The sequence below is a fragment of the Flavobacterium limnophilum genome, from assembly GCF_027111315.2.
Lineage (GTDB): Bacteria > Bacteroidota > Bacteroidia > Flavobacteriales > Flavobacteriaceae > Flavobacterium > Flavobacterium limnophilum.
In genome coordinates this window covers 4,155,002-4,179,426 of sequence record NZ_CP114289.2, presented here as the reverse complement: position 1 = coordinate 4,179,426, position 24,425 = coordinate 4,155,002, and the positions used below count along the sequence as shown (strand labels likewise).

Below are 24,425 nucleotides of genomic sequence, written 5' to 3'. Positions count from 1 at the left end.
AGATGCTTTTATTGGGCAAAAAAGCGATTCATCTCTGAATCGCTTTTACCCAATTTAGCGGTCTGGACGGGACTCGAACCCGCGACCCCATGCGTGACAGGCATGTATTCTAACCAACTGAACTACCAAACCTCTGCTTTATTGCGGTGGCAAAGATACAATAGATTTTCGTTTACGCAAGCCTTTCTGCAGAGAATTTTAAATATTTTTTCGAACCTTTATCCAAAGTTTTGTTTTTCAACTAAATATGTAGTCAAAATTTTTTCAAAATTTTCCCCAACACCCACAGGAATGTACTTGATTTTGTTCTGGGCACAGGTCAATGCCAGTTTTTTGAAGTATGAATTGACTCCTTTTTCATATTCTTGCTTCACATTTTCGGCAAAAAGATTGACTTCATCACCAGTTTCTATATCGATAAACTTCCTTGGAGCATTGTCAAAGTCAAAATTCAATTCGGTTTTGTTGTCAATAACGTGAAACAAGACTACTTTGTTCTTGTTGTGTTTTAAATGCTGCAAGGCGTCAAACAAGGCTTCTTCATTGCCAGATTGAAACATGTCCGTAAACAAGATGATCATCGAACGACGGTGGATTTTTTCGGCTATTTGATGCAGGAATGTTATGGTGTCCGTGCTTTTTTGAACTTTCGGTTTTTCCAAAAGATTTTCCAGGGCGTTCAAAACCATTCGATGATGACGATCGCTTCCTTTGTCGGGAGCATAATATTCGTAAGTATTCGAAAAAACACTCAAACCAACGGCATCGCGTTGTTTTTTTAGAATATTCATCAAAACAGCTGACGCTAAAACTGAAAATCCAATCTTGTTATGAAAAAACTTCTCCGGGTTTTCCAATTTGGGATAATGCATCGACGAGGAATTGTCGATGATGATGTGGCAGCGCAAATTGGTGTCTTCCTCGAATTTCTTGGTGTACAGCCGATCAGTTTTGGCAAACAATTTCCAATCGATGTGTTTGGTGCTTTCGCCGGTGTTATAGACTTTATGCTCGGCAAATTCGGCTGAAAAACCGTGAAAAGGACTCTTGTGCATACCCGAAATAAAACCTTCCACAATTTGGTTGGCCAACATTTCGAGGTGCTGAAAACTGGAAATTTTTTCTATCTGTGATTCTATCTTCATCTTTCAAATGTATTAAAAGATTGAATAATTTAAAAATTAAAAGATTAAACCTCAGCTTAGTTTATCTTTTAACCTTTTTGAAATAAAAAAGGCTTGACTTTCGTCAAACCTTTCCATATATAAATCATAATCTTACAGATTACAACAATGCATCCAAACTGTCTGAGTAGGTTTGTTTTGGAGCCACACCCACTTGTTTTCCCACTACTTCTCCGTTATGAAAAACCAATACTGTAGGTATGTTTCTCACGCCGTATTTTGCGGCAAATTCTTGATTGGCGTCAACATCCACTTTACCAACGACTACTTTACCAGCATATTCTTCGCTGATTTGGTCGATGATTGGACCTACCATTCTACACGGACCGCACCATGCTGCCCAAAAATCTACCATTACTGGTTTATCTGACTTCAAAACCACTTCCTCGAAAGTAGCGTCTGTTATTGCTAATGCCATAATATCTTTGTTTAAGGTTTAAAGCTTGAATTTTTACGTTTTCAAACTGGGTACAAATTTAGAAATTTAAACCAAACCAAACACTATTTATAAATTAGTTTTAGCTATGAATGTATTGCCAATTGTTATTTTAAATCAAGCTGCTGTTTCTTTTTTCCAACACAAATAAGAACAATCGAAAATTGAGACACAAATAGACCATTTCATTGATCTTTTTTTGGAAAGAAACAAGACTTAAACACAAAGCAAATCGAAGCAAACATATAAGAGATATTTTGTCATATTTAAAAGGTTAAGCCAATAGTTTAATTAATCTTAGTATATTTGTAAGTGTAATTTAAACATTTATTTTTAAAGGATTTTCATTAGTCGATTTACTGAACATATCACTAATTACATTTATCACAAAATAAAATTCTTGACCATAAAAGTCTATTACTGAATACAAAATTTAAAAAACAATTAATAAATAGATTAAAATGAAATACATAGTTTGTGAAAAACCGCACGAGTTTTTGATGAAAGAAAGAGAAATGCCTGTTCGAAAAGAAGGAGAAGTGCTCCTGAAAATACGCAAAATTGGAGTTTGCGGAACAGATATTCATGCATACGGAGGGACACAACCTTATTTTGAGTACCCTCGAGTTTTAGGCCACGAACTTGCCGCAGAATACATTGAAGGCGAGGTTGAAGGATTTAAAAAAGGCGATAAAGTAACTTTTATTCCTTATTTCCACTGTGGAAAATGCATCGCTTGCACCAATGGATTAACCAATTGCTGCGCCAATATCAAGGTTTTTGGCGTTCACATCGATGGCGGAATGACGGAATATATTACTATTCCACAACAATATTTACTTGACGGACAAGGATTGGATTACGACCAATTGGCATTGGTTGAACCCTTGGCCATCGCAGCCCACGGTGTTCGCAGAGCAGACGTAAAAGCAAAAGACACCGTCTTGGTAATGGGCGTTGGTCCTATTGGAATTGGATTAATCAATTTTGCTAAAATTGCCGGAGCCAAAGTAATCGCCATGGACATAAACCAATACCGATTGAATTTTTGCAAAGAAGAATTGGGTGCCGATGAAATTATCAACCCGATGAACGAAGACGTGGTGGAAAAACTAAAAGAATTCACCAACGGCAATATGCCAACTGTCGTGATTGACGCCACAGGGAACCGCAACGTGATGAATTCCGCTTTCAATTATATGTCTCACGGAGGACGTTTCGTTTTGGTTGGTTTACAAAAAGGAGAATTGGCGTTTAGTCATCCCGAATTCCACAAACGCGAATCCACTTTGATGAGCAGTAGAAATGCCACCACGGACGATTTCAACTACGTAATGGAATGTTTGAAATCCGGAAAAATTGACCCAAGCAAATACATCACCCACAGAGCTAGTTTTGAAGATATGATTGGCGAATTTGATAAATGGATTGACCCAAAAAACAATGTCATCAAAGCTATTATTGAGCTAGACTAACATTTTGACAAACCACAGATTACAAATATTTTAAAAAATTAATCTGCGTAATCTACGGCAAAATAAATACATTTAGTCCGCCAAAAATTAAATGGTGATAATTAAACTAAATAAAAAAAACTTTTTATGGACTTAGGATTAAAAGGAAAAATTATAGTGGTTTCAGGTTCTGCCGGAAAAGCGGGAAGCATTGGCGAAACCATAATCAATAGGCTGGCCGACGAAGGAGCAATTCCTGTTTTGGTGGACAGAAATGACCGCGGACACGAATATGTTGCCAATCTTCAAAAAAGAGGAATCGATTCCCTTTTTGCGCAAACCAACGTGACTGACCCAATTCAAATGGAAAATGCGGTCAAAAAAATCGTGGAGAAATACGGGAGAATTGATGCCGTTATCAACAATGTTGGCGTTAACGATGGCGCAGGTCTTGATGCCTCTTACGAGCAATTTATGGACTCGTTGAAATTGAACGTCGTGAGTTATTTTTTACTAACGAAATTTGCGCTTCCTTATCTTAAAGAATCCAAAGGAAACATTCTTAACATCGGTTCCAAAGTAGCTTTAACCGGCCAAGGAGGAACTTCAGGTTATGCTGCTGCCAAAGGTGGAGTTTTGGGATTAACCAGAGAATGGGCAGTGGACTTGATTAAATTTGGTATTCGTTCGAATGCATTAATCATTGCCGAAAGTTACACTCCTGCCTACGAAGATTGGATAAAAACCCTTGAAGATGGCGAAGCTACTTTGGCAAAAATCAACAAAAGTATTCCGTTTGAAGGCCGAATGACCAAAACCGTGGAACTTGCTGACACAGCTCTTTTCATCATTTCCGAACGTTCTTCTCACACTACGGGACAATTTGTTTTTGTCGATGGTGGTTACGTGCATTTGGATCGTTCCTTAATTAATGATTTAGAATAAAACATGTCCCAAAGAATAGATTCCCACCAACATTTCTGGATATTTGATCCCGTTCGCGACAGCTGGATTGACGAAAGTATGCAACGAATTCAAAGGGATTTTTTACCTAAAGACCTTTCGCCGGTTTTGGAGAAAAACAACTTCAAAGGTTGTGTTGCCGTTCAAGCAGACCAAACCGAAGCACAAACCCATTTCCTATTGGATTTGGCAAAGCAAAATGATTTCATCAAAGGCGTTGTGGGTTGGGTGGATTTGTTGGATAAAAACGTGGCCGATCGTTTGGATTTTTTCACAACTGAAAAGAAACTGAAAGGTTTCCGACACGTGGTGCAAGGAGAAGCCGATGATTTTATGCTTCGTGACGATTTCAGGCGAGGAATTGCCGCTTTAAAAGCTCATAATTACACTTACGACATTCTTGTTTTCCATCGTCAATTACCCGCAGCCATTGATTTGGCAAACCGATTCCCGAACCAAGCTTTTGTTTTGGATCATATTGCCAAACCTGACATCAAATCAGGAGAAATCCAATCTTGGAAAGAAAACATTATTGAATTGGCGAAAGCCGAAAATGTACTCTGCAAAATCTCAGGAATGGTCACCGAAGCCAATTGGAAAACCTGGACTCCCGATGATTTAAAACCATACCTAGACGTGGTTTTCGAAAACTTCACTCCCGAAAGATTGATGTTCGGTTCCGACTGGCCAGTTTGTTTAGTCGCTTCCGAATATGATTTAGTTGTAAAAACCCTAGAAGATTACATCGCCCAATTGCCGATTGCCCAACAGGAACTGATTTGGTTCAGGAATGCAGAGCGGTTTTATGGACTTGACCTTTAATTCGTTTTAAAAAATAATTCTTTATAATCCTGCCTGCATTTAAAACGCTGGCAGGTTTTTTTTTATTAAAATTAAATTTGATTCTTACGTTTCAATTCGACAAATGAAACTTAAAAAACAGCAACCCAACAAAGCAATTTAATAAAAAAACATAATAATTTTGGAATCAAATCCAATAAAAACATAATAATTTTGGAATCAAATCCAATAAAAACATAATAATTTTGGAATCATAATCGATTTGACTATATTTGTTTCTTCAAAATCAATTCGTTATGGTAAGAAGAGAACAAACCAATTACGCCAAAGCACGATTATTCAAAGGGAAAGCATTACTGGTTTTTGGACCAAGGCAAGTAGGAAAAACTACTTTTGTCCAAAACTTGATTGCCGACTTAAATAAAAAAACACTTTTCCTAAACGGAGACGAGTCGGATGTGCTTGTTTTATTCGAAAGTCCAAACGTTACCAAACTAAAAAATATCATTGGCGACAACGAAATTCTAGTAATAGACGAAGCGCAACGCATCACCAATATTGGCATTGTACTCAAAATAATTGTCGATCAAATTAAATCAGTGCAAGTTATTGCTACGGGTTCTTCCAGTTTTGAATTGGCAAACAAACTCAACGAACCTTTAACAGGAAGAAAGTACGAAATGTTTTTGTATCCAATAACCTTTTCAGAAATGGTGGCCCATAGCGGATTATTGGAAGAAAAAAGAGCTTTGGAACAACGTCTTATCTATGGTAATTATCCCGAAATAATAACCAATCCTATAGACGCCAAAGAACACATAAAGCTCATCGCCAACAGTTATTTGTATAAAGATTTGTTCTTGCTGGATCAAATTTCAAAACCGGTATTACTTCAAAAAATTGTCAAAGCATTGGCATTGCAAGTGGGTAGTGAAGTCAACTACAATGAATTGAGCAAACTGATTCAAATTGACAACAAAACGGTTGAAAAATACATTGATTTGCTCGAAAAAGCTTTCGTGGTTTTTAAACTTCCTGCTTTATCCAACAATGTTCGAAATGAAATCAAGAAAGGCAAAAAAATCTATTTTTATGACAACGGAATTATCAATGCGGTTACGGGAAATTTCAATCCTTTGACGCAAAGAACCGATGTTGGAAGTTTGTGGGAGAACTATATTATAAGCGAACGCATCAAACATTTGAATATTCAACAAAATGAAGCCAGTCCTTATTTTTGGAGAACCACGCAACAACAAGAAATAGATTATATTGAAAAAAACGAAGACCAGATTTTGGCTTGCGAAATAAAATGGAATGCTAAAACTAGGTATAAAATCCCAGTCACTTTTTCGACAAATTATGCCAATGTAACCTCCAGAATAGTTTCGCCTGAAAATTATGAGGAGTTTTTGTTGTAATCCGTGCTAAAAATATCTCAATAGTGGGGTTAAAAAACAAATGCTGGCAGAAATAAGTTTTCTGCCAGCATTTTTATTATTTGAAATTATGTGAATCGCTTTAATTCAACTTAAAGTTAAGCTGCATTTTTTCCAATTCCACCAACAATTCATTTGAAATCTTGATTTTTAATTTTCGGCTTGGCATTGATAATTTTGTGATTACTTTAATTTCGTCCACTTCATTTGTCACAATGGTTGCGGCATTTCCGTTTTCTAAAATATCTCCGTCTTCGTCCATAACAATTTCGTCCACATCAATTTCTACTGGTGCCAACTCCACTTGCTTTTTGACTGTTTCCAATTCCATCACTTCAAACGTGACTTGATTGTCACCTTTGTTTTCTTGAAAAACAGAATGTAATTTGTGAATTAAATCCGTCTGCAAGTCTTTTATATTCAAGTGAATGATTAGTTTTTTGGCAAAAATACCCAATATGTCTTGCAATTGTTTTGCATCAGTAAACTGAATTCTTGGATCCGATTTTTTGCCTGTATCTTTATTGACCCAACCTTCTTTGATTAGAATTTTGAAATAAACAAAATTATTGGGAAGCAAGTAGCGATGAAAATTCAAATAGTCTTCATTGAAAATTTTAAACTCAAAACTTTCATCATAGCCTTCCAAGTTAAAAATCGCCCATTCCTTGCCGTTCTTGGCAATTCTCCTTTGAACGTTGGAAACAATACCCCCAAAAGCAAGCGTTTTTCCAACATTAAGCTCCAAATTTTTCAAGCTTTCCAATTTAGAATTACAGAAATATTTCATCTCAAACTTGAAATCATCCAATGGATGTCCTGAAATATAAATCCCGACTACTTCTTTTTCCTTGGCGAGTTTTTCCATCGTGCTCCAATCCTCGCAAGGCGGCACAACAGGTTCGGCAATTTGGACATCACTGCTTTCGCCAAACAAACTCACTTGTGATGAGTTTTCGTTTTCCTGAAACTTGGCTCCATAACGAATGGCTTTTTCGTAGAACGTAATTCCGTCGCCATCATCGTGAAAATATTGGGCTCGTATTGTTCCAGTAAAGGAATCAAAACCTCCCGCCAAGGCCAAGTTTTCGAATGCTTTTTTGTTGGCTGCACGCAAATCGATACGTTTCGCCAAATCAAAAATCGATTTATATTTTCCGTCTTTTCTGTTTTCGACAATAGTCGCCACGGCTCCAGAACCAACGCCTTTTATGGCTCCCATTCCGAAACGAACGGCATATTCATCATTTACGGTAAATTTATAGAAAGACTCATTCACGTCGGGACCCAAAACCTGCAATCCCATGCGTTTACATTCTTCCATAAAAAAGGAAACCTGCTTGATGTCACTCATATTATTCGAAAGTACCGCCGCCATATATTCGGCAGGATAATGCGCTTTGAGATAAGCCGTTTGATAAGCAATCCAGGCATAGCAAGTAGAGTGCGATTTATTAAAAGCGTAACTCGCAAAAGCTTCCCAGTCTTTCCATATTTTCTCCAAAACTGTGGCGTCATGTCCTTTTGCCGAAGCTTGTTCCACAAACTTGGGTTTCATCTTTGCCAAGACATCTATCAGTTTTTTACCCATCGCCTTACGCAAAACGTCTGCTTCACCTTTGGTAAAACCAGCCAACGATTGGGACAAAAGCATTACCTGCTCTTGATACACCGTAATACCGTAGGTTTCTGCCAAATACTCTTCGCAAGCATCCAAGTCATACACGATAGGTTCTTCCCCGTTTTTCCTTCGAACGAAAGACGGAATATATTCCAACGGACCTGGTCGATACAAGGCATTCATCGCAATCAAATCCCCAAAAACCGTGGGCTTCAAATCCTTCATGTACTTTTGCATTCCGGGGGACTCGTATTGGAAGATTCCAACGGTTTCTCCTCTTTGGAAAAGTTCATACGTTTTGACATCGTCAATCGGGAAAGTATCGGGATCGAGTTCGATTCCAGTACGATATTTAACCAGTTTTACGGTATCTTTTATCAAAGTCAGGGTCTTCAAACCCAAGAAGTCCATCTTCAACAATCCGGCACTTTCGGCAACGGAGTTGTCAAATTGGGTGACATATAAATCCGAATCCTTGGCGGTAGTTACGGGAACAAAATTCGTAATATCCGAGGGCGTGATGATTACTCCACAGGCGTGAATACCCGTGTTTCGCATTGAACCTTCGAGTATTTTGGCTTGTTGGATGGTTTCTCCAGCCAAGTCACCTCCGTTGGCGATGGCAATCAATTCTTTCACGCTTTCGAATTCATCCGAACGCAACGCTTTCTTGACATCGTCTTCTTTTTCGGAAATAAAACGAGCCAAATTCCATTTGGACGGCATCATTCCCGGAATTAATTTGGCAATTCTATCGGCTTCAAAAAGCGGCAAATCGAGTACACGAGCCGTATCGCGAATGGCTGATTTGGTTGCCATTTTACCATAAGTGATGATTTGTGCTACTTGCTTTTTGCCGTATTTTTGGATTACATAATCCATTACGCGACTTCGGCCTTCATCATCAAAATCAATATCAATATCGGGCATCGACACACGATCCGGATTCAGGAAACGCTCAAAAAGCAAATCATACTTAATCGGGTCAATATTCGTGATTCCTAAACAATACGCCACAGCTGAACCCGCCGCCGAACCACGACCGGGACCAACGGAAACATCCATTTTCCGGGCTTCGGCGATGAAATCCTGAACAATCAAGAAATAACCAGGATAACCCGAATTTGAAATAGTCAGTAATTCAAAATCCAAACGTTCCTGAATGTCGGGTGTAATCTCGCCATAGCGTCTTTTTGCCCCGTCCATTGTCAGCTGACGCAAATATTTATTTTCACCTCGAACGCCACCATCGGTTTCATCTTCGGGAACTACAAACTCGGCGGGAATATCATATTTAGGCAACAACACATCACGGTAAAGTGAGTATATTTCGATTTTATCTACTATTTCTTGAATGTTGGTAATGGCTTCGGGCAAATCGGCGAAGAGTTTTTTCATCTCCTCTTCCGACTTGTAATAATATTCCTGATTGGGCAAACCATAACGGTAGCCACGACCACGACCAATAGGTGTGGCTTGCTTTTCACCGTCTTTTACACACAACAAAATATCGTGTGCGTTGGCATCTTGCTTGTTTAAATAATAGGTGTTATTGGTGGCAATTAACTTGACATCGTGCTTTTTGGAAAATTCAATCAAGGTTTGATTTACCCGATTTTCATCCTCCTGATTGTGGCGCATAATTTCAAGATAAAAATCCGCTCCAAATTGTGCTTTCCACCAAATCAAGGCTTCCTCTGCTTGATTTTCACCAACATTCAGGATTTTACCCGGAATTTCTCCGTATAAATTTCCCGACAAAACCATAATGTCTTCCTTGTATTTTTCGACGATGATTCGGTCAATTCTAGGCACATAATAAAAACCATCCGTGTAAGCGATGGAAGCCATTTTGGCCAAATTATGATAGCCTTTTTTGTTTTTGGCCAACAAAACCACTTGATAACCATTGTCTTTTTTGGTTTTGTCCAAATGATTGTCGCAAATATTGAATTCGCAACCCACAATGGGTTTGATTTCGGTTTCGGTGGCTTCTTCGCCGCTTTCGACCAACGCTTTGTTTTTGGTTGAAGCCGCTTTGTTGTGGTTCATCACCGCACTCACAAAATGGAAGGCACCCATCATGTTTCCCGTATCGGTCATTGCTACGGCGGGAAATTTATTCTTGGCTGTTGCCGAAACCAAGCCTCCAATGGCAATGGTCGATTGTAAAACCGAAAACTGGGTATGATTGTGCAAATGCGCAAACTTGGTATCAACTAATAGTTGTTTGTTATCAGAAAGCTCTTGTTTGGATATTGAAGTTGCCTGTTGCCCACCAAGTTGCTGACGAATTTTATCCGAAGCTTCCTTTAAATTAATGTGTTTTAATCCAATAAGCTGAATTTCTCTTGGATTTTTTAATTGGAAATCCTCGAAATATTCCTGCTCAACTTCCAGTTCCTGTTTGGTGAAAACTTCGGTACGAATCAATTCGAAAAAACAACGCGTGGTTGCCTCAACATCGGCGGTGGCATTGTGCGCTTCCGCAAAAGGTTGGTTGAAAAGATATTGGTGTAATTCGGTTAACGTAGGCAGTTTAAATTTCCCACCACGACCTCCCGGCAATTTCAATAATGAGGCGGTAATTTCGGTACAGGTATCGAGAATCGGCATCGAACTCATCGCACTTTCGACACCCATTCTGTAAAATTCACAACCCATAATATTGACGTCAAAACCTAGATTTTGACCCACAATAAACTTGGCTTTGCCTAAAGCTATGTTGAATTTCTCCAAAACTTCGGCCAAAGGAATTCCTTCGGCTTCGGCAAGTTCTGTTGAAATACCGTGAATTCTCTCGGCATCATACGGAATATTGAATCCTTCCGGCTTGACCAAATAGTCCTGATGTTCGATGACTTTTCCCATATCATCGTGGAGCTGCCAAGCGATTTGAATACATCTTGGCCAGTTGTCCGTATCGGAAATGGGAGCGCCCCAACGCTTGGGTAAACCTGTGGTTTCGGTATCGAATATTAAGTACATAGTTGGATTTTAATGCTTTGCAATTGCCTAAAATTGTATTTAGCAGTTTCCAAATTTAGAATTTTTTAGCCGAAAAAAGCATCTAAGTTATCAACAAAAAAGTGACTTTAAACTCGGAACGCTGATTATTGTTTTTAGCAAATATTCATTCCATAATTCACAAAAAATTCCAAAAATCTATTTTTTGGATGTCGTAGTATTTTATCAAAAAAATATCGTTTGCGATAGCCAAAACAATTCTGGTTTGAAGACTTCAAAAGCAGGATCCGTGTTTTATTCGATAATAAACACAAGTCTTAAACTTTGCAAATTATTACTATTTTCATACGTTTTGTTACATTTTACAACCACAAACTTGCTTATTTACACCAAAATAGCGATAAATTTGCAAAAATTTAAAAACAACACTATCGCATTAGAAACAACATCAAAAAGAGAATTAAAGTCAAAATAAAAGACGACATCCGAGCCATCAATAAATATCAGAAGTAGTTCGCCGTTGTAAAAATGACTTTGGGTATCGTATATAAGTAAATACTATAATTGACACTTTTAATTCTTTTTATAAATTTGCTGCCATTGTTATAATTATGGGCTAATGCCAAAATTGTAAAAAAGAGAAATACACTAAAAAATATTAAAAATGAGTAAGACATTATTTGACAAAGTATGGGATGCGCACGTAATACGTAAAATTGAAGATGGACCAGACGTGTTTTTTATTGACCGTCATTTCATTCATGAAGTTACAAGTCCTGTTGCTTTTCTAGGTTTAAAAGGAAGAGGTATCAAGGTTTTATATCCTGAGCGTACTTTTGCAACTGCCGATCACAACACTCCAACTATAAACCAACATTTACCTGTTGCTGACGCTTTGTCCGCCAATCAATTAAAAGCATTGGAAGATAATGCTGCAGAATATGGCATTTCCCACTGGGGATTAGGTCACCAAAAAAATGGAATTGTACACGTAGTAGGTCCTGAAAACGGAATTACTTTGCCGGGTGCGACTATCGTTTGTGGAGATTCCCACACTTCTACTCACGGTGCTTTTGGAGCGATTGCTTTTGGTATTGGAACTTCTGAAGTGGAAATGGTTATGGCTACTCAATGTATTATGCAGCCAAAACCAAAGAAAATGCGTATCAACGTAAACGGAACTTTGAGCAAAGGTGTTGGGCCAAAAGATGTGGCTTTGTACATCATTTCAAAATTGACTACTTCTGGAGGCACAGGATATTTTGCCGAGTACGCTGGAAATGTTTTTGAAGATATGTCTATGGAAGGTCGTATGACTGTGTGTAACCTTTCTATCGAAATGGGTGCTCGTGGTGGTATGATTGCTCCGGATCAAAAAACTTTCGACTTCTTGGAAGGAAGATTATATGCTCCAAAAGGAGAAGCTTGGACAAAAGCTGTTGAATATTGGAAAACTTTAAAAACCGATACTGACGCGGTTTTCGATGCAGAATTAAACATCGATGCTGCTGATATCGAACCAATGATTACTTATGGTACTAACCCTGGAATGGGAATTGGTATCTCTAAACATATTCCAAGTGCTGACCAAGTAGAAGGTGGCGAGGAAACTTATAAAAAATCTTTGGCTTATATGGGCTTCAACGAAGATGATGTGATGATTGGAAAACCAATTGATTATGTTTTCTTGGGAAGTTGTACCAATGGTCGTATCGAAGATTTTAGAGCTTTTACAGAAATCGTGAAAGGTCGCAAAAAAGCAGACAACGTAACCGCTTGGTTAGTCCCGGGTTCACACGTTGTTGAAGCACAAATCAAAGAAGAAGGATTGTTAGATATTCTTACTGAAGCTGGTTTCGTATTGCGTCAGCCAGGTTGTTCTGCTTGTTTGGCAATGAACGATGATAAAGTTCCAGCTGGAAAATATGCAGTAAGTACATCCAACAGAAACTTCGAAGGTCGTCAAGGTCCAGGTTCAAGAACTTTGTTAGCTTCTCCAATTATGGCAGCAGCAGCAGCGGTTACCGGGAAATTAACTGACCCTAGAGATTTATTCTAGAAAACTGTTTCAAAAAAACACAATTTAAAACTACCGTAAAAAAGGCACAACCTTACTATTACAGTATAAATAAAATAAAAAATGGCATACGATAAATTTAATATCCTTACGAGTAGCGCAGTGCCGCTACCAATAGAAAACGTAGATACCGATCAAATCATCCCAGCTCGTTTCTTGAAAGCCACGAAACGTGAAGGCTTTGGAGACAATCTTTTCAGAGACTGGAGATACAATGGAGACGACACTCCCAAAGCTGATTTCGTTTTAAACGACAAAACTTACAGCGGGAAAATTCTTGTTGGAGGAAAAAACTTCGGTTCAGGTTCTTCGAGAGAGCACGCTGCTTGGGCAGTTTACGATTACGGCTTTAGAGCTATAGTTTCTTCTTTCTTTGCAGACATCTTCAAAGGAAACTGTTTGAATATTGGTGTTTTGCCAGTACAAATTAGTCCTGAATTTTCAGAAACTATTTTCAAAGCAATCGAAGCTGATCCAAACACACAATTGGAAATCAATTTGCCGGAACAAACCATTACTTTATTGGCTACCGGTCAAAAAGAATCTTTCGATATCAACGGATACAAAAAGAATAATATGATCAATGGTTTTGATGATATTGATTATTTGCAAAATATTAAAGGAGATATTGTAGCATTTGCTGACAAGCTTCCTTTCTAATAAAAATCTAAAAAAATGCAGTTACGGAAGCATTCCCTTTTGGGTTTTGCCGAAGTAACTGCTTTTAGTGTTTTATACAAATACAGTATTCTGATTTCAAATTAGTGAAATTACACTAGCATCAAATTAAAATGAAAAAAAGAAAAATTGAAATAATGGACACGACGCTCCGTGATGGTGAACAAACCTCAGGAGTATCTTTTTCTGCTGCAGAAAAATTAACCATTGCGCAATTATTGCTAGAAGAATTAAACATTGACCGTATCGAAATTGCCTCAGCTCGTGTAAGCGAAGGCGAATTCGAAGGCGTCAAAGGCATCATGGTTTGGGCCAAGGAAAAAGGATATGAAAATCGTGTTGAAGTATTGACCTTTGTTGACGGAGGACTTTCCATCGAATGGATGAAAAAAGCGGGAGCCAAAGTTCAAAACTTGTTGACCAAAGGTTCTTTAAACCATTTGACCCACCAATTAAAAAAAACACCGGAACAGCATTTTTCAGAAATTGCACAAGCTATTGCTTTGGCCAATGAAAACGGAATTGCAACCAATGTTTATCTCGAAGATTGGAGTAACGGTATGCGTAATTCTCCGGATTATGTTTTTCAATATTTGGATTTTTTAGTAACCCAACCCGTAAAAAGGATATTATTGCCTGATACTTTGGGCGTGCTTATTCCGTCTGATACTTTTGAATTTATTTCCAAGATTACCGCAAAATATCCAGGAATTCATTTTGATTTTCACGCACACAACGATTACGATTTAAGCATCGCCAACGTGATGGAAGCCGTAAAAGCAGGCATCAACGGATTACACGTTACGGTAAATGGAATGGGAGAACGTGCTGGAAACGCGCCACTTGAAAGTACCGTTGCCGTGATTAATGATTTTATACCAGAAGTAAAAATCAACATCAAGGAATCTTCATTATACTCGGTAAGTAAATTGGTCGAAACCTTCACGGGTTATAGAATTCCGGCAAACAAACCTATCGTAGGAGACAACGTGTTTACCCAAACGGCAGGAATCCATGCCGATGGCGACAACAAGAACAATTTGTATTTCAACAATTTACTTCCAGAACGTTTTGGAAGAAAACGAAAATATGCTTTAGGAAAAACTTCGGGCAAAGCCAATATCGAAAAAAATCTACAGGAATTAGGATTGCAACTCAATCAAGAAGATTTGAAATTGGTAACCCAACGCATCATCGAATTGGGCGACAAAAAAGAAACGGTTACCAAAGAAGACTTGCCTTATATCATTTCCGATGTATTAGACAGTCAGACTTACGAAGACAAAATCGTTATTCAATCCTATGTTTTGGTTCATTCCAAAGGATTTCAACCTTCGACTTCATTGCAATTGAAAATAGATGGCGAAATTATCGAAGAACATGCTCAAGGTGACGGTCAATTTGACGCTTTCATGAACGCCTTGACCAAAATATACAAGAGAAAGAAACTCACGTTGCCAAAACTAATTGATTATGCAGTTCGTATTCCTCCAGGCAGTAGCTCGGATGCGTTGTGCGAAACTATTATTACATGGACCAACAACGGAAAAGAATTCAAAACCCGCGGTCTTGATTCAGACCAAACGGTAGCAGCCATCAAGGCAACACAAAAAATGCTGAATTTGGTTTCTAATTAAAAAATGAAATGATTTAAAGATTGAAAAATTAAAACTCCAATCTTTAAATCTTTAAATAATTCAATCTTTAAATAAAAATAATTTATAATGAAATTTAACATCGCCCTTTTAGCCGGAGACGGAATCGGACCAGAAGTAATTGATCAAGCAGTAAAAGTATCAGATGCCGTTGCACAAAAATTTGGACATGAAATCATATGGAAACCAGCTTTAACTGGCGCTGCTGCTATTGATGCAGTAGGCGAACCTTATCCAGATTCAACACACGAAATTTGTAAAAACGCTGATGCTGTTTTGTTTGGTGCTATTGGTCACCCAAAATATGATAACGATCCTTCTGCGCCAGTACGTCCAGAGCAAGGCTTGTTAAAAATGCGTAAAGCCTTAGGTTTGTTTGCAAACGTAAGACCTACATTTACATTCCCATCTTTATTGGATAAATCACCATTAAAAAGAGAAAGAATCGAAGGAACAGATTTAGTTTTCTTGAGAGAATTGACTGGAGGAATTTATTTTGGTGAAAAAGGAAGAAGAGACAACGGAGATACTGCTTTTGACAACTGTGTGTACACAAGAGCTGAAGTACAACGTCTTGCTAAAAAAGGTTTTGAATTAGCAATGACACGTTCCAAGAAATTGTGCTGTGTAGATAAAGCCAACGTTTTGGAAACATCGCGTTTGTGGAGAGAAACTGTTCAAGCTATGGAAAAAGATTATCCAGAAGTAACCGTTTCTTACGAATTTGTTGATGCCGTTGCGATGCGTTTGGTTCAATGGCCAAACTCTTATGATGTATTGATTACCGAAAACTTATTTGGAGACATCTTAACAGACGAAGCCTCTGTGATTTCTGGATCTATGGGGTTAATGCCATCAGCATCTATGGGGGCTGAGGTTTCTTTGTTTGAGCCAATTCACGGTTCGTATCCACAAGCAACTGGTTTAAATATCGCTAACCCAATGGCTACTGTTTTATCTGCTGCCATGATGTTTGAAAACTTTGGTTTAATGGAAGAAGGAAAAGCAATGAGAGATGCTGTTAACAAAGCTTTAGAGGCAGGAATTGTCACAGAAGATTTAGCAGATGGTGGCAAAGCTTATGGCACAAAAGAAGTTGGAGATTGGTTAGCAGCTAATATATAATATAATTAATGGTAGGGACGTTGCAATGCAACGTCCCTACCATAATAAATCCAAAATAGGATATAACAAAAAAGGTGTCAATTTTCATTGACACCTTTTTTTATGTTTTTAAAAGAAAATGTTAGTATCTTCCTCTATCTCCACCACCACGGTTATCTCCACCACGGCTGTTTCCGTAACCTCCGCGTGAATCTCCACCACGGCTGTTGCTGTTAAAACTTCTTCTTTCGCCTTCTGGTTTTGGCTCAGATTTATTTACTACGATAGCACGACCTTGAACAGTCGCTCCGTTTAACTCATCAATTGCTTTTTGAGCCTCGTCATCATTTGGCATTTCAACAAAACCGAATCCTTTACTTCTTCCAGTAAATTTATCAGTAATAATTTTTACAGAATCAACTGCTCCGTAAGCCTCGAAAGACTCTCTTAAATCTGCTTCCTCAATACTGAATGGAAGGCTTCCAACAAAAATATTCATATGTACTTATTTATAATATGTGACAAATGTAGTCTTATTTTTCTCTAATCTACTATGTATTAGTTAATTTATGATTTATATTTTTGAGAAAAATTCAAAACAGAAAGACAAAACCCCTGATTACAAGAGTTTTTTATAATGTTTACACTAATTAATAAACTCGGTTGTTACAGGAATTTTATAAAAATGACCATATTGAAAATTCAAAACTGGCCCAGCTAACGGATTATTGTAAATGTTCTCCGCATTAAATTTAAAAGTTCCCGAAACTGTCTTGTTTACGGAATCATATTCTGAGATGACTATTTGTCCTTCACCAATTCCAAATCCTGTGGAGAAAGTAATTGTACCGTTGGCATCCTTCAAAACATAAGTAGCTTTTTTGGAATCGCTTGTTCCTAAAGGATAGGTTTGTGCCGCTGTAGAAGTAGTTTTCAAAGTTAACACCTCGTTTCTGGTATATCCTTCAATGCTCAAGGAACCATCGGCAGCAATAAATGCTTTATAATCAACTGCCCTCCAAAACACATTGTCTTTCTGCCCCTCAAATGAAGGATTATTAAACTTTACCTCATCGGTGCAAGAAATAAAAGCGAAGAACAAGAATATATATAAAAACTGTTTTTTCATAATAAGGGACTTTTATCTACACAAAAGTATATTATTTTGACTTAAAAACAGAAATAGAAGTGAAAATTAACGCACAAAATCATCCTAACAAAGTGTCAATCATTAAAATACAAATGGAATTAGTATTTATTGATAAAAAGTGTATCTTTGCACCCTTAATTAATCGAGGTCGAGTACCTCAAAATTTAATCATTAGATTATGTCAGTAAAAATTAGATTACAAAGACACGGTAAAAAACAAAAACCGTTTTACTGGGTTGTAGCAGCAGATGCTCGCTCAAAAAGAGATGGTAAATACCTAGAAAAAATTGGTACTTACAATCCAAACACAAACCCTGCAACTATCGAATTGAACTTGGATAGCGCAGTAAAATGGTTGCACAATGGTGCTCAACCAACTGATACAGCAAAAGCAATTCTTTCTTACAAAGGAGCTTTATTGAAACACCACCTTGATGGAGGTATCCGTAAAGGAGCTTTGACTCAAGAACAAGCTGATGCAAAATTAGCTGCTTGGTTAGAGGCTAAAGCTGGAAAAGTAGATGCCAAAAAAGAAGGTTTAACAAAAGCGCAAGCTGATGCTAAAGCCAAAGCTTTCAAAGCAGAACAAGATGTAAATGCAAAACGTTTAGCTGCTGCTGCACAAGCCGAAGCTGATGCTATTGCTGCTGCAACTCCTGCTGTTGAAGAAGAAGTTGTTGCCGAAGCTGAAGAAGCTCCTGCTGCTGAAGAAACTCCAGAAGCATAATTTTAGAAGGCGAAAATGCGTAAAGAAGATTGTTTCTATTTAGGTAAAATTGCCAAAAAATTTAGTTTCAAAGGGGAAGTCCTAGCCTATCTAGACACGGACGAACCTGAGTTATACGAAAACTTGGAATCAGTGTTTGTTGAATGTAACAAACACTTGGTTCCTTTTTTTATTGAAAGTAGCTCGCTACACAAAAACGATTTCCTCAGAATTCGTTTCGAAGATGTAAACACCGAAGAAGAAGCCGATGCCTTGCTTGGAAATGATTTATATCTTCCACTAAAAATGTTGCCCAAACTTACAGGCAACAAATTCTATTTCCATGAAGTAATTGGTTTTGAAGTAGAAGACAAACGTCTGGGATATGTCGGAGAAATCCAATCCATCAACGACACCACGGCCCAACCGCTTTTTGAAGTGTTGAAAGACGGAGCTGAGATTCTTATTCCAATGATTGACCATTTCTTGGTTAAAGTGGATCGCGAAAACAAAAAAATCATCATGGATTTACCGGAAGGTTTGATTGAAATGTACCTTTAAGAAAGTGTTCAGTATTCAATCGCAGTTTTCAGTTGCTAAGAAATTTGAAATCAGCATTCGTTAATCTACTATCTGAAATCTCTATGTCCAAATTCCAATTCAAACAATTTTCCCTCGAACAAGATCGTTGTGCCATGAAAATTGGAACCGATGGTGTTTTGCTTGGCGCTTGGACTACTGTTGAAAATAATCCTTTTAGCATTTTAGACATTGGAACGGGAACCGGAATCATTGCTTTGATGTTGGCGCAAAGAAGTTCAGCAGAACAAATCGATGCTTTGGAAATTGACGAAGATGCCTACGAACAAGCTACGGATAATTTCGAAAATTCCCCTTGGAACGACCGTTTGTTTTGTTTTCACGCCGGCTTGGACGAATTTGTAGAAGAACCCGAAGACGAGTACGATTTAATTGTTTCCAATCCTCCTTTTTATAGCGAAGATTACAAATCCAGTAACGACCAGCGAGACTTGGCGCGTTTTCAAGATGCAATGCCTTTTGAGGATTTGATGGAAGCCGCCGCTTTATTACTTTCTGAAAACGGAATCTTCTCCGTTATTATTCCTTTCAAGGAAGAAGAATCTTTTCTGGCTTTGGCCAAAGAGTACGAATTATTTCCCCTAAAAATTACCCGCGTAAAAGGAACCCCAACCACCGAAATTAAACGCAGTCTTTTAGCTTTTAGCCGAAATGAAACTCCAAATTTCCCTATTGATGAATTAGTCATCGAAAACGCGCGACACCTTTATACTCCAGAATATATCGCCTTGACAAAGGATTTTTATTTGAAGATGTAGTTCTGATTTAGAACAGTTCTTTTTTAAATAAATCCGTTTATACTTATAAATATTTTCTTAAATTTGAATGGTTAGTTTATTTGCTACAAAAACAATAATTATGGAAAATCATTTTTTTAAGAAAACCTATAAAGATGATATATCTGAATTTAATTTAGAAGAGACTAGAGGTTGGATAATTGATAGTATGAATTTTATTGAAAAAAAAATTGATGTAGTTATTGTTGAATATTTTAATCCTCAAGACTCAAAAGAATTTACCAAAATCTTATTAAATTCTTCAATAATTTCAACGGGCGCAAAACTTAAAGTACTACGAAATATTAATGACTTTGATAAAAAAATAATTTCTAAAATACAAGAAATGTCTTCAATTAGAAATTCTTTTGCACATATTCCAATAGTCCCTCTTTATAAAATGGAAAAAATTGAAGGGAAAACATCTTTTACAAGACTGCCTGATAGGCTTGAAGTTATGAATTCTTCTGGCGATATTAAAACCAAAAATGCAAAAGAAGAGCTTCATAAATTTTATGAACTAAAAGAAGAAGTTTTAGTATATTTCAAAACACACCCAAATAAAAACATAAATGGAAATAAATAAAGAACCTGAAAAAATTGCTGAGAAAGCAAATGAATATATAAAAGAACTTTATAAAAGAAGTCGAGAAGACCACGGAACCTCTCAAAAACGATTTGACTATCTTATTGTTACCGTTTGTGGAGCAGGAATTTATATAGTTTTAGAATTAATGAAGTTTTTATATGAACAGAAACTTACAATTACTACCTCTTTAAAGCTATCAGGTCTATTTCTTGCAACATCATTAATCTTTAATTTCACTTCACAGTTTTTCACTTTTAACGTTTTTAATAGTGTTCTTAAAATGGAACAAATAGAAGCCCTAGACCTTCCAATTGATATTAAAACTGTTGCAGTAAAAATTAAAAAATATGATTTACTTGCAAGACTTTTTATTCTTCTAAGTATACTTTTAATGATTTTAGGTATAATTGGAATAATAGCTTTTTTATTTATCACTTTTTAAAATAAATAACAACCAATAACCAAGTCTTTAAGTAAATAGTTTTTTTTTGAAAAAATATCTATTCAAAACCAACATGACATAAAAAAAACACCAACAAAAACCTCTTAACACATCATCAAAAAGTAAAAAAAAATACAGAATTTCTTCTATTTCTTTCCGTAGCTTTGTTAGACCTTCAATTCTCAAATTATGAAACCAGACTTATTTCAAACTAGATAACATAATAAAAACTAACCCATCATCAAGAATATGAAAACAAATTTTACCCTCTTTTTGACCTTGTTTTTAACACTGGAATTGTTGGCTCAAGCTCCGGTTATTTCCAACAAAAATTTTTCTTTTGGCACGTATGGCCGAGCTGGAATAGGTTATGGACTGGGAACGGAAGCCGCCTTTCCGCAATCGCTCAATTTAAACGGAATGGGTTCCATAGGAGGACGATTTGAAGAAAATGACTATCTGGAATTGGCCACCGCAATGCACTTCAAACCCACAAATACCGGCAAAGACACCACCAAAATCAATGTTCAGGCACGATTTGCCTTTTATACCACCCAAGGACAATTAATCGGCAATGTATCCAACAAATCCATTGGCGGCATCACGACTGCTTTGCCCGAATTATTTGCCGAAGCCAAAAACATAATGGGCAGCGATTGGAGTGTTTGGATTGGAGCCCGATTATTCCGCAACGACGACATTCATATCATTGACCATTTTTATTTTGATGATCATTCAGGTCAAGGTGTGGGAATACAACACAAAAACACCAAATTTTCGGTAATTTTTACGGGTTCCATTGATACAACCTCGACATTGCCTCCCAATTTTTACCTAAATATTGTCAACGGAACGCCTACTTTGGGATTGCGTAACAGGTATGTTTCTATTTTGGAACATACTTTAAATATTCGCAAAGGTTATGTAAAATTAATGGGGGAATTTCAACGACTTCCAGCGGGAATCGCCAAAGACAACACCACACAATACAGTTATCCAGCCGATTATGGATTTGTTCTTGGTGCAAAATACAACAAAAGCATTTCTACCAAACTTCCCGGTTCATTTAATGCTGTAAGTGCTCGAATTGGAACAGGAATTGCCAATGGTGGAGACGGAGGAAGTAGCCGAACTTATATGACTTATGGCGCGCCAAACCTCGAAACCAACAGTTTCAAGAAAGCCTATTCAATCGCCCTTACCGAAACTTTTTTGTTGAACCTCAACGAAAAATATTCGCTTAACGGCTATGCCATTTATACGAAAAGCAAAGGTGCCAGCGACAGCGACGACAAAGCACCCGATTATCTGGGAAAACAAATGTTGTTCAACCAGAAACAGGACATCGCTTTTGGCGCAAGAGGAACGTATTACATCAATAACTGGCTTCATTTATTGCACGAACTCGATTTTGCTTGGCGAAAAGACGGTACGCAAGATTTTGCGCAAATGACCAAATTCACCATCGCCCCCACATTGGTTCCAACCGCCAAAAGAGATGTATGGGAAAGACCTCATTTTAGATTCGTCTATAGTGTGGCACATTATAACCAATTTGCGGCCGACAATCTCTACTCTCCATATCTCGCCCAAAGTGGGACAAAAAGTTGGGGACAATATATAGGCGTTAAAATGGAATGGTGGATTTGGTAAAAACACACTACTTTCCCTATTTGTTCTGTTTCTTTATGTAGCTTTGTTAGACTCAATTTTCCAATTATGAAACCAGACTTATTTCAAGCTCCAGATTATTATAACCTTGACGAATTATTGACGGACGAGCATAAATTGGTTCGCCAAGCGGCACGTGAATGGGTCAAACGAGAGATTTCGCCCATCATCGAAGACTATGCGCAAAAGGCGGAATTTCCGAAACAAATCATCAAGGGTTTGGCTGAGATTGGCGCTTTTGGCCCTTATATTCCTGAAGAATACGGTGGAGCTGGATTGGATCAAATTTCATACGGTTTGATTATGCAAGAAATAGAAAGAGGCGATTCTGGCGTTCGATCCACGGCTTCGGTGCAATCATCTTTGGTGATGTACCCCATTTGGAAATACGGAAACGAGGAACAACGAATGAAATATTTACCCAAACTGGCTTCGGGAGAATTGATGGGATGCTTTGGCTTGACCGAACCCAATTATGGCTCTGATCCAGGCAGTATGATTACCCATTTCAAAGATATGGGTGACCATTATTTATTAAATGGTGCCAAAATGTGGATTTCGAATGCGCCTTTTGCCGACATTGCCATCGTTTGGGCAAAAGACGAAACAGGAAGAATTCACGGTTTAATTGTAGAACGTGGAATGCAAGGTTTTACAACTCCAGAAACGCATAATAAATGGTCACTTCGTGCATCGGCAACAGGAGAACTGATTTTTGATAACGTGAAAGTGCCAAAAAAAAATTTATTACCAAACAAATCAGGATTGGGAGCGCCTTTGGGTTGCTTAGATTCGGCTCGTTATGGTATTGCTTGGGGAGCGATTGGCGCTGCGATGGATTGTTACGACACGGCTTTGCGTTATGCCAAGGAAAGAATCCAATTTGACAAACCCATTGCAGGAACACAATTGCAACAAAAGAAATTGGCCGAAATGATTACCGAAATCACCAAAGCTCAATTATTGACTTGGCGATTGGGTGTTTTGCGAAACGAAGGAAAAGCCACCACTGCACAAATATCAATGGCCAAAAGAAACAACGTGAACATGGCGATTCAAATTGCCCGTGAAGCCAGACAAATACTGGGAGGAATGGGAATAACAGGCGAATATTCGATTATGCGTCACATGATGAATTTAGAATCGGTGATAACTTATGAAGGGACACACGACATTCATTTATTGATTACCGGAATGGACATCACGGGAATTTCTGCTTTCAAGTAGCATAAAACTATTAAACTATTCATAAATTCGATAGTAAATGCTTCTTGGAAACGAGAAGCTTTTTTATATTTATAAAAAATTAAAATATGAAGATTGCAACAATAAACCGTAGAATCCAACCGCAAAAAAAACTGCTACTACAACATTCCTTGTACGGAAAGGTGAAAAATATCGAGTCTTTAAACTGCTTTTTAGAAAATCACGTTTATGCCGTTTGGGATTTTATGTCATTGTTAAAAGCTTTGCAAGCCAAATTGACCTGCACGACTACCCCTTGGTTTGCCACAGAAAATCCAGAAATCAGGTATTTGATAAATGAAATTGTGCTTGCCGAAGAATCCGACTTGACGATTGATGGTCGCCACCTAAGTCATTATGAAATGTATATTGAAGCAATGCAAGCTTGTGGCGCAGACACCGCCGGCATTGAGCATTTTTTATCAGAACTTAATTCGCTTCACAATATATTTGTTGCCATCAAAAAAAGCAACTTGCACCCCAATATTAAAACTTTTTTAGACTTTACTTTTAGAATTATTGACGAAGGCAAAACACATGAAATTGCGGCCGCCTTCACCTTTGGAAGAGAGGATTTGATTCCCAGTATGTTTACCGTAATCTTGAAAAACTTTCAGGAAAATTTTCCCGAAACCGATTTAAGCAAATTAATTTATTATTTTGAAAGACATATAGAATTGGACGCTGATGAACATGGCCCAATGGCAATGAAAATGATTTCGGAACTTTGCGGAACCGATGCGCAAAAATGGGCAGAAGCGGAAGCTGTTTCCGTATTGGCTCTAGAAAAACGCATCGGGCTTTGGAATGCCATTGAAGAGCAAATCATGATGAAGATGGAAATGGCTTAATCCATTGAAAATAAAC

At 37.6% G+C, this 24,425-nt stretch carries 21 protein-coding genes and 1 tRNA gene; 16 read left to right on the top strand and 6 right to left on the bottom strand.

Translation table 11 applies throughout. The features are described from left to right. Nucleotides 1-58: 58 nt before the first annotated feature. From OZP13_RS17410 to trxA, 3 genes are all read right to left on the bottom strand, one after another. Nucleotides 59-132 (bottom strand) — tRNA-Asp (locus OZP13_RS17410). A gap of 86 nt (nt 133-218) precedes the next feature. Further along, on the bottom strand, nt 219-1,145 hold the full coding sequence (locus OZP13_RS17405) for a DUF58 domain-containing protein (RefSeq protein ID WP_281298023.1): 927 nt from the start codon (nt 1,143-1,145) through the stop codon (nt 219-221). 139 nt (nt 1,146-1,284) lie between these two features. Beyond that, nucleotides 1,285-1,602, bottom strand: a complete 318-nt coding sequence (trxA, locus tag OZP13_RS17400; RefSeq protein ID WP_281298022.1) for a thioredoxin — start codon at nt 1,600-1,602, stop codon at nt 1,285-1,287. A 479-nt stretch (nt 1,603-2,081) separates the two neighbouring features. On the opposite strand from trxA, the gene OZP13_RS17395 reads away from it, so the two are divergent. The 4 genes from OZP13_RS17395 (at nt 2,082) to OZP13_RS17380 (ending at nt 6,259) form a co-directional block, all read left to right on the top strand. Further along, complete coding sequence (locus tag OZP13_RS17395) at nt 2,082-3,095, top strand: zinc-binding alcohol dehydrogenase family protein (RefSeq protein WP_281298021.1); 1,014 nt, start codon at nt 2,082-2,084, stop codon at nt 3,093-3,095. A 126-nt stretch (nt 3,096-3,221) separates the two neighbouring features. After that, a complete protein-coding gene (locus OZP13_RS17390; protein WP_269241367.1) occupies nt 3,222-4,019 on the top strand; it encodes an SDR family oxidoreductase in 798 nt (265 codons plus the stop codon). Between the two features lie 3 nt (nt 4,020-4,022). Then, nucleotides 4,023-4,859, top strand: coding sequence for an amidohydrolase family protein (locus OZP13_RS17385; RefSeq protein WP_269241366.1), 837 nt, complete (start codon nt 4,023-4,025; stop codon nt 4,857-4,859). Between the two features lie 275 nt (nt 4,860-5,134). Then, nucleotides 5,135-6,259, top strand: coding sequence for an ATP-binding protein (locus OZP13_RS17380; RefSeq protein ID WP_281298020.1), 1,125 nt, complete (start codon nt 5,135-5,137; stop codon nt 6,257-6,259). 100 nt (nt 6,260-6,359) lie between these two features. Here the strand turns inward: OZP13_RS17380 and dnaE are convergent, their stop codons facing one another. Continuing rightward, entirely contained in the window at nt 6,360-10,886 is a 4,527-nt protein-coding gene (dnaE, locus tag OZP13_RS17375) for a DNA polymerase III subunit alpha (protein WP_281298019.1), read from the bottom strand. A 643-nt stretch (nt 10,887-11,529) separates the two neighbouring features. Here dnaE and leuC point away from each other — a divergent pair. From leuC to leuB, 4 genes are all read left to right on the top strand, one after another. After that, on the top strand, nt 11,530-12,924 hold the full coding sequence (gene leuC, locus OZP13_RS17370; RefSeq protein WP_281298018.1) for a 3-isopropylmalate dehydratase large subunit: 1,395 nt from the start codon (nt 11,530-11,532) through the stop codon (nt 12,922-12,924). Nucleotides 12,925-13,005: 81 nt separating this feature from the next. Further along, nucleotides 13,006-13,602: a 3-isopropylmalate dehydratase small subunit gene (gene leuD / locus OZP13_RS17365; protein WP_269241363.1), complete on the top strand. Its 597-nt coding sequence runs from the start codon at nt 13,006-13,008 to the stop codon at nt 13,600-13,602. Between the two features lie 131 nt (nt 13,603-13,733). Continuing rightward, nucleotides 13,734-15,257, top strand: a complete 1,524-nt coding sequence (locus tag OZP13_RS17360) for an alpha-isopropylmalate synthase regulatory domain-containing protein (protein WP_281298017.1) — start codon at nt 13,734-13,736, stop codon at nt 15,255-15,257. Between the two features lie 87 nt (nt 15,258-15,344). Beyond that, complete coding sequence (gene leuB, locus OZP13_RS17355) at nt 15,345-16,400, top strand: 3-isopropylmalate dehydrogenase (RefSeq protein ID WP_281298016.1); 1,056 nt, start codon at nt 15,345-15,347, stop codon at nt 16,398-16,400. Between the two features lie 121 nt (nt 16,401-16,521). On the opposite strand, the gene rbp is transcribed toward leuB, so the two are convergent. Both rbp and OZP13_RS17345 read right to left on the bottom strand, forming a co-directional pair. After that, the gene (gene rbp / locus OZP13_RS17350; RefSeq protein WP_073367298.1) at nt 16,522-16,878 is read right to left on the bottom strand and encodes an RNA-binding regulator; all 357 of its coding nucleotides are present in this window, start codon (nt 16,876-16,878) and stop codon (nt 16,522-16,524) included. Between the two features lie 147 nt (nt 16,879-17,025). Continuing rightward, a complete protein-coding gene (locus OZP13_RS17345) occupies nt 17,026-17,508 on the bottom strand; it encodes a DUF6252 domain-containing protein (protein ID WP_281298015.1) in 483 nt (160 codons plus the stop codon). A gap of 199 nt (nt 17,509-17,707) precedes the next feature. On the opposite strand from OZP13_RS17345, the gene OZP13_RS17340 reads away from it, so the two are divergent. The 8 genes from OZP13_RS17340 (at nt 17,708) to OZP13_RS17305 (ending at nt 24,409) form a co-directional block, all read left to right on the top strand. Continuing rightward, on the top strand, nt 17,708-18,256 hold the full coding sequence (locus OZP13_RS17340; RefSeq protein ID WP_281298014.1) for a 30S ribosomal protein S16: 549 nt from the start codon (nt 17,708-17,710) through the stop codon (nt 18,254-18,256). Nucleotides 18,257-18,271: 15 nt separating this feature from the next. Beyond that, a complete protein-coding gene (rimM, locus tag OZP13_RS17335; RefSeq protein WP_281298013.1) occupies nt 18,272-18,796 on the top strand; it encodes a ribosome maturation factor RimM in 525 nt (174 codons plus the stop codon). An 83-nt stretch (nt 18,797-18,879) separates the two neighbouring features. Beyond that, nucleotides 18,880-19,593 carry a tRNA1(Val) (adenine(37)-N6)-methyltransferase gene (locus OZP13_RS17330; protein ID WP_281298012.1) on the top strand — a complete coding sequence of 238 codons (714 nt, stop codon included), beginning with the start codon at nt 18,880-18,882 and terminating at the stop codon, nt 19,591-19,593. Nucleotides 19,594-19,693: 100 nt separating this feature from the next. After that, on the top strand, nt 19,694-20,197 hold the full coding sequence (locus OZP13_RS17325; RefSeq protein ID WP_281298011.1) for a hypothetical protein: 504 nt from the start codon (nt 19,694-19,696) through the stop codon (nt 20,195-20,197). After that, nucleotides 20,184-20,642 carry a hypothetical protein gene (locus OZP13_RS17320; RefSeq protein ID WP_269241357.1) on the top strand — a complete coding sequence of 153 codons (459 nt, stop codon included), beginning with the start codon at nt 20,184-20,186 and terminating at the stop codon, nt 20,640-20,642. Before OZP13_RS17325 ends, OZP13_RS17320 begins: the two co-directional genes overlap by 14 nt. A 249-nt stretch (nt 20,643-20,891) precedes the next feature. Continuing rightward, complete coding sequence (locus OZP13_RS17315) at nt 20,892-22,295, top strand: carbohydrate porin (RefSeq protein WP_269241356.1); 1,404 nt, start codon at nt 20,892-20,894, stop codon at nt 22,293-22,295. Between the two features lie 66 nt (nt 22,296-22,361). Continuing rightward, nucleotides 22,362-23,540, top strand: a complete 1,179-nt coding sequence (locus OZP13_RS17310) for an acyl-CoA dehydrogenase family protein (RefSeq protein WP_281298010.1) — start codon at nt 22,362-22,364, stop codon at nt 23,538-23,540. Between the two features lie 86 nt (nt 23,541-23,626). Next, nucleotides 23,627-24,409, top strand: a complete 783-nt coding sequence (locus tag OZP13_RS17305; RefSeq protein WP_281298009.1) for a DUF3050 domain-containing protein — start codon at nt 23,627-23,629, stop codon at nt 24,407-24,409. The last annotated feature ends 16 nt before the right edge of the window (nt 24,410-24,425 follow it).

What these genes read in the sequence shown, in the direction of transcription:
- OZP13_RS17405 (WP_281298023.1), bottom strand. Translation starts at nt 1,145, where the DNA reads ATGAAGATAGAATCACAGATAGAAAAAATTTCCAGTTTTCAGCACCTC.
- trxA (WP_281298022.1), bottom strand. Translation starts at nt 1,602, where the DNA reads ATGGCATTAGCAATAACAGACGCTACTTTCGAGGAAGTGGTTTTGAAG.
- OZP13_RS17395 (WP_281298021.1), top strand. Translation starts at nt 2,082, where the DNA reads ATGAAATACATAGTTTGTGAAAAACCGCACGAGTTTTTGATGAAAGAA.
- OZP13_RS17390 (WP_269241367.1), top strand. Translation starts at nt 3,222, where the DNA reads ATGGACTTAGGATTAAAAGGAAAAATTATAGTGGTTTCAGGTTCTGCC.
- OZP13_RS17385 (WP_269241366.1), top strand. Translation starts at nt 4,023, where the DNA reads ATGTCCCAAAGAATAGATTCCCACCAACATTTCTGGATATTTGATCCC.
- OZP13_RS17380 (WP_281298020.1), top strand. Translation starts at nt 5,135, where the DNA reads ATGGTAAGAAGAGAACAAACCAATTACGCCAAAGCACGATTATTCAAA.
- dnaE (WP_281298019.1), bottom strand. Translation starts at nt 10,886, where the DNA reads ATGTACTTAATATTCGATACCGAAACCACAGGTTTACCCAAGCGTTGG.
- leuC (WP_281298018.1), top strand. Translation starts at nt 11,530, where the DNA reads ATGAGTAAGACATTATTTGACAAAGTATGGGATGCGCACGTAATACGT.
- leuD (WP_269241363.1), top strand. Translation starts at nt 13,006, where the DNA reads ATGGCATACGATAAATTTAATATCCTTACGAGTAGCGCAGTGCCGCTA.
- OZP13_RS17360 (WP_281298017.1), top strand. Translation starts at nt 13,734, where the DNA reads ATGAAAAAAAGAAAAATTGAAATAATGGACACGACGCTCCGTGATGGT.
- leuB (WP_281298016.1), top strand. Translation starts at nt 15,345, where the DNA reads ATGAAATTTAACATCGCCCTTTTAGCCGGAGACGGAATCGGACCAGAA.
- rbp (WP_073367298.1), bottom strand. Translation starts at nt 16,878, where the DNA reads ATGAATATTTTTGTTGGAAGCCTTCCATTCAGTATTGAGGAAGCAGAT.
- OZP13_RS17345 (WP_281298015.1), bottom strand. Translation starts at nt 17,508, where the DNA reads ATGAAAAAACAGTTTTTATATATATTCTTGTTCTTCGCTTTTATTTCT.
- OZP13_RS17340 (WP_281298014.1), top strand. Translation starts at nt 17,708, where the DNA reads ATGTCAGTAAAAATTAGATTACAAAGACACGGTAAAAAACAAAAACCG.
- rimM (WP_281298013.1), top strand. Translation starts at nt 18,272, where the DNA reads ATGCGTAAAGAAGATTGTTTCTATTTAGGTAAAATTGCCAAAAAATTT.
- OZP13_RS17330 (WP_281298012.1), top strand. Translation starts at nt 18,880, where the DNA reads ATGTCCAAATTCCAATTCAAACAATTTTCCCTCGAACAAGATCGTTGT.
- OZP13_RS17325 (WP_281298011.1), top strand. Translation starts at nt 19,694, where the DNA reads ATGGAAAATCATTTTTTTAAGAAAACCTATAAAGATGATATATCTGAA.
- OZP13_RS17320 (WP_269241357.1), top strand. Translation starts at nt 20,184, where the DNA reads ATGGAAATAAATAAAGAACCTGAAAAAATTGCTGAGAAAGCAAATGAA.
- OZP13_RS17315 (WP_269241356.1), top strand. Translation starts at nt 20,892, where the DNA reads ATGAAAACAAATTTTACCCTCTTTTTGACCTTGTTTTTAACACTGGAA.
- OZP13_RS17310 (WP_281298010.1), top strand. Translation starts at nt 22,362, where the DNA reads ATGAAACCAGACTTATTTCAAGCTCCAGATTATTATAACCTTGACGAA.
- OZP13_RS17305 (WP_281298009.1), top strand. Translation starts at nt 23,627, where the DNA reads ATGAAGATTGCAACAATAAACCGTAGAATCCAACCGCAAAAAAAACTG.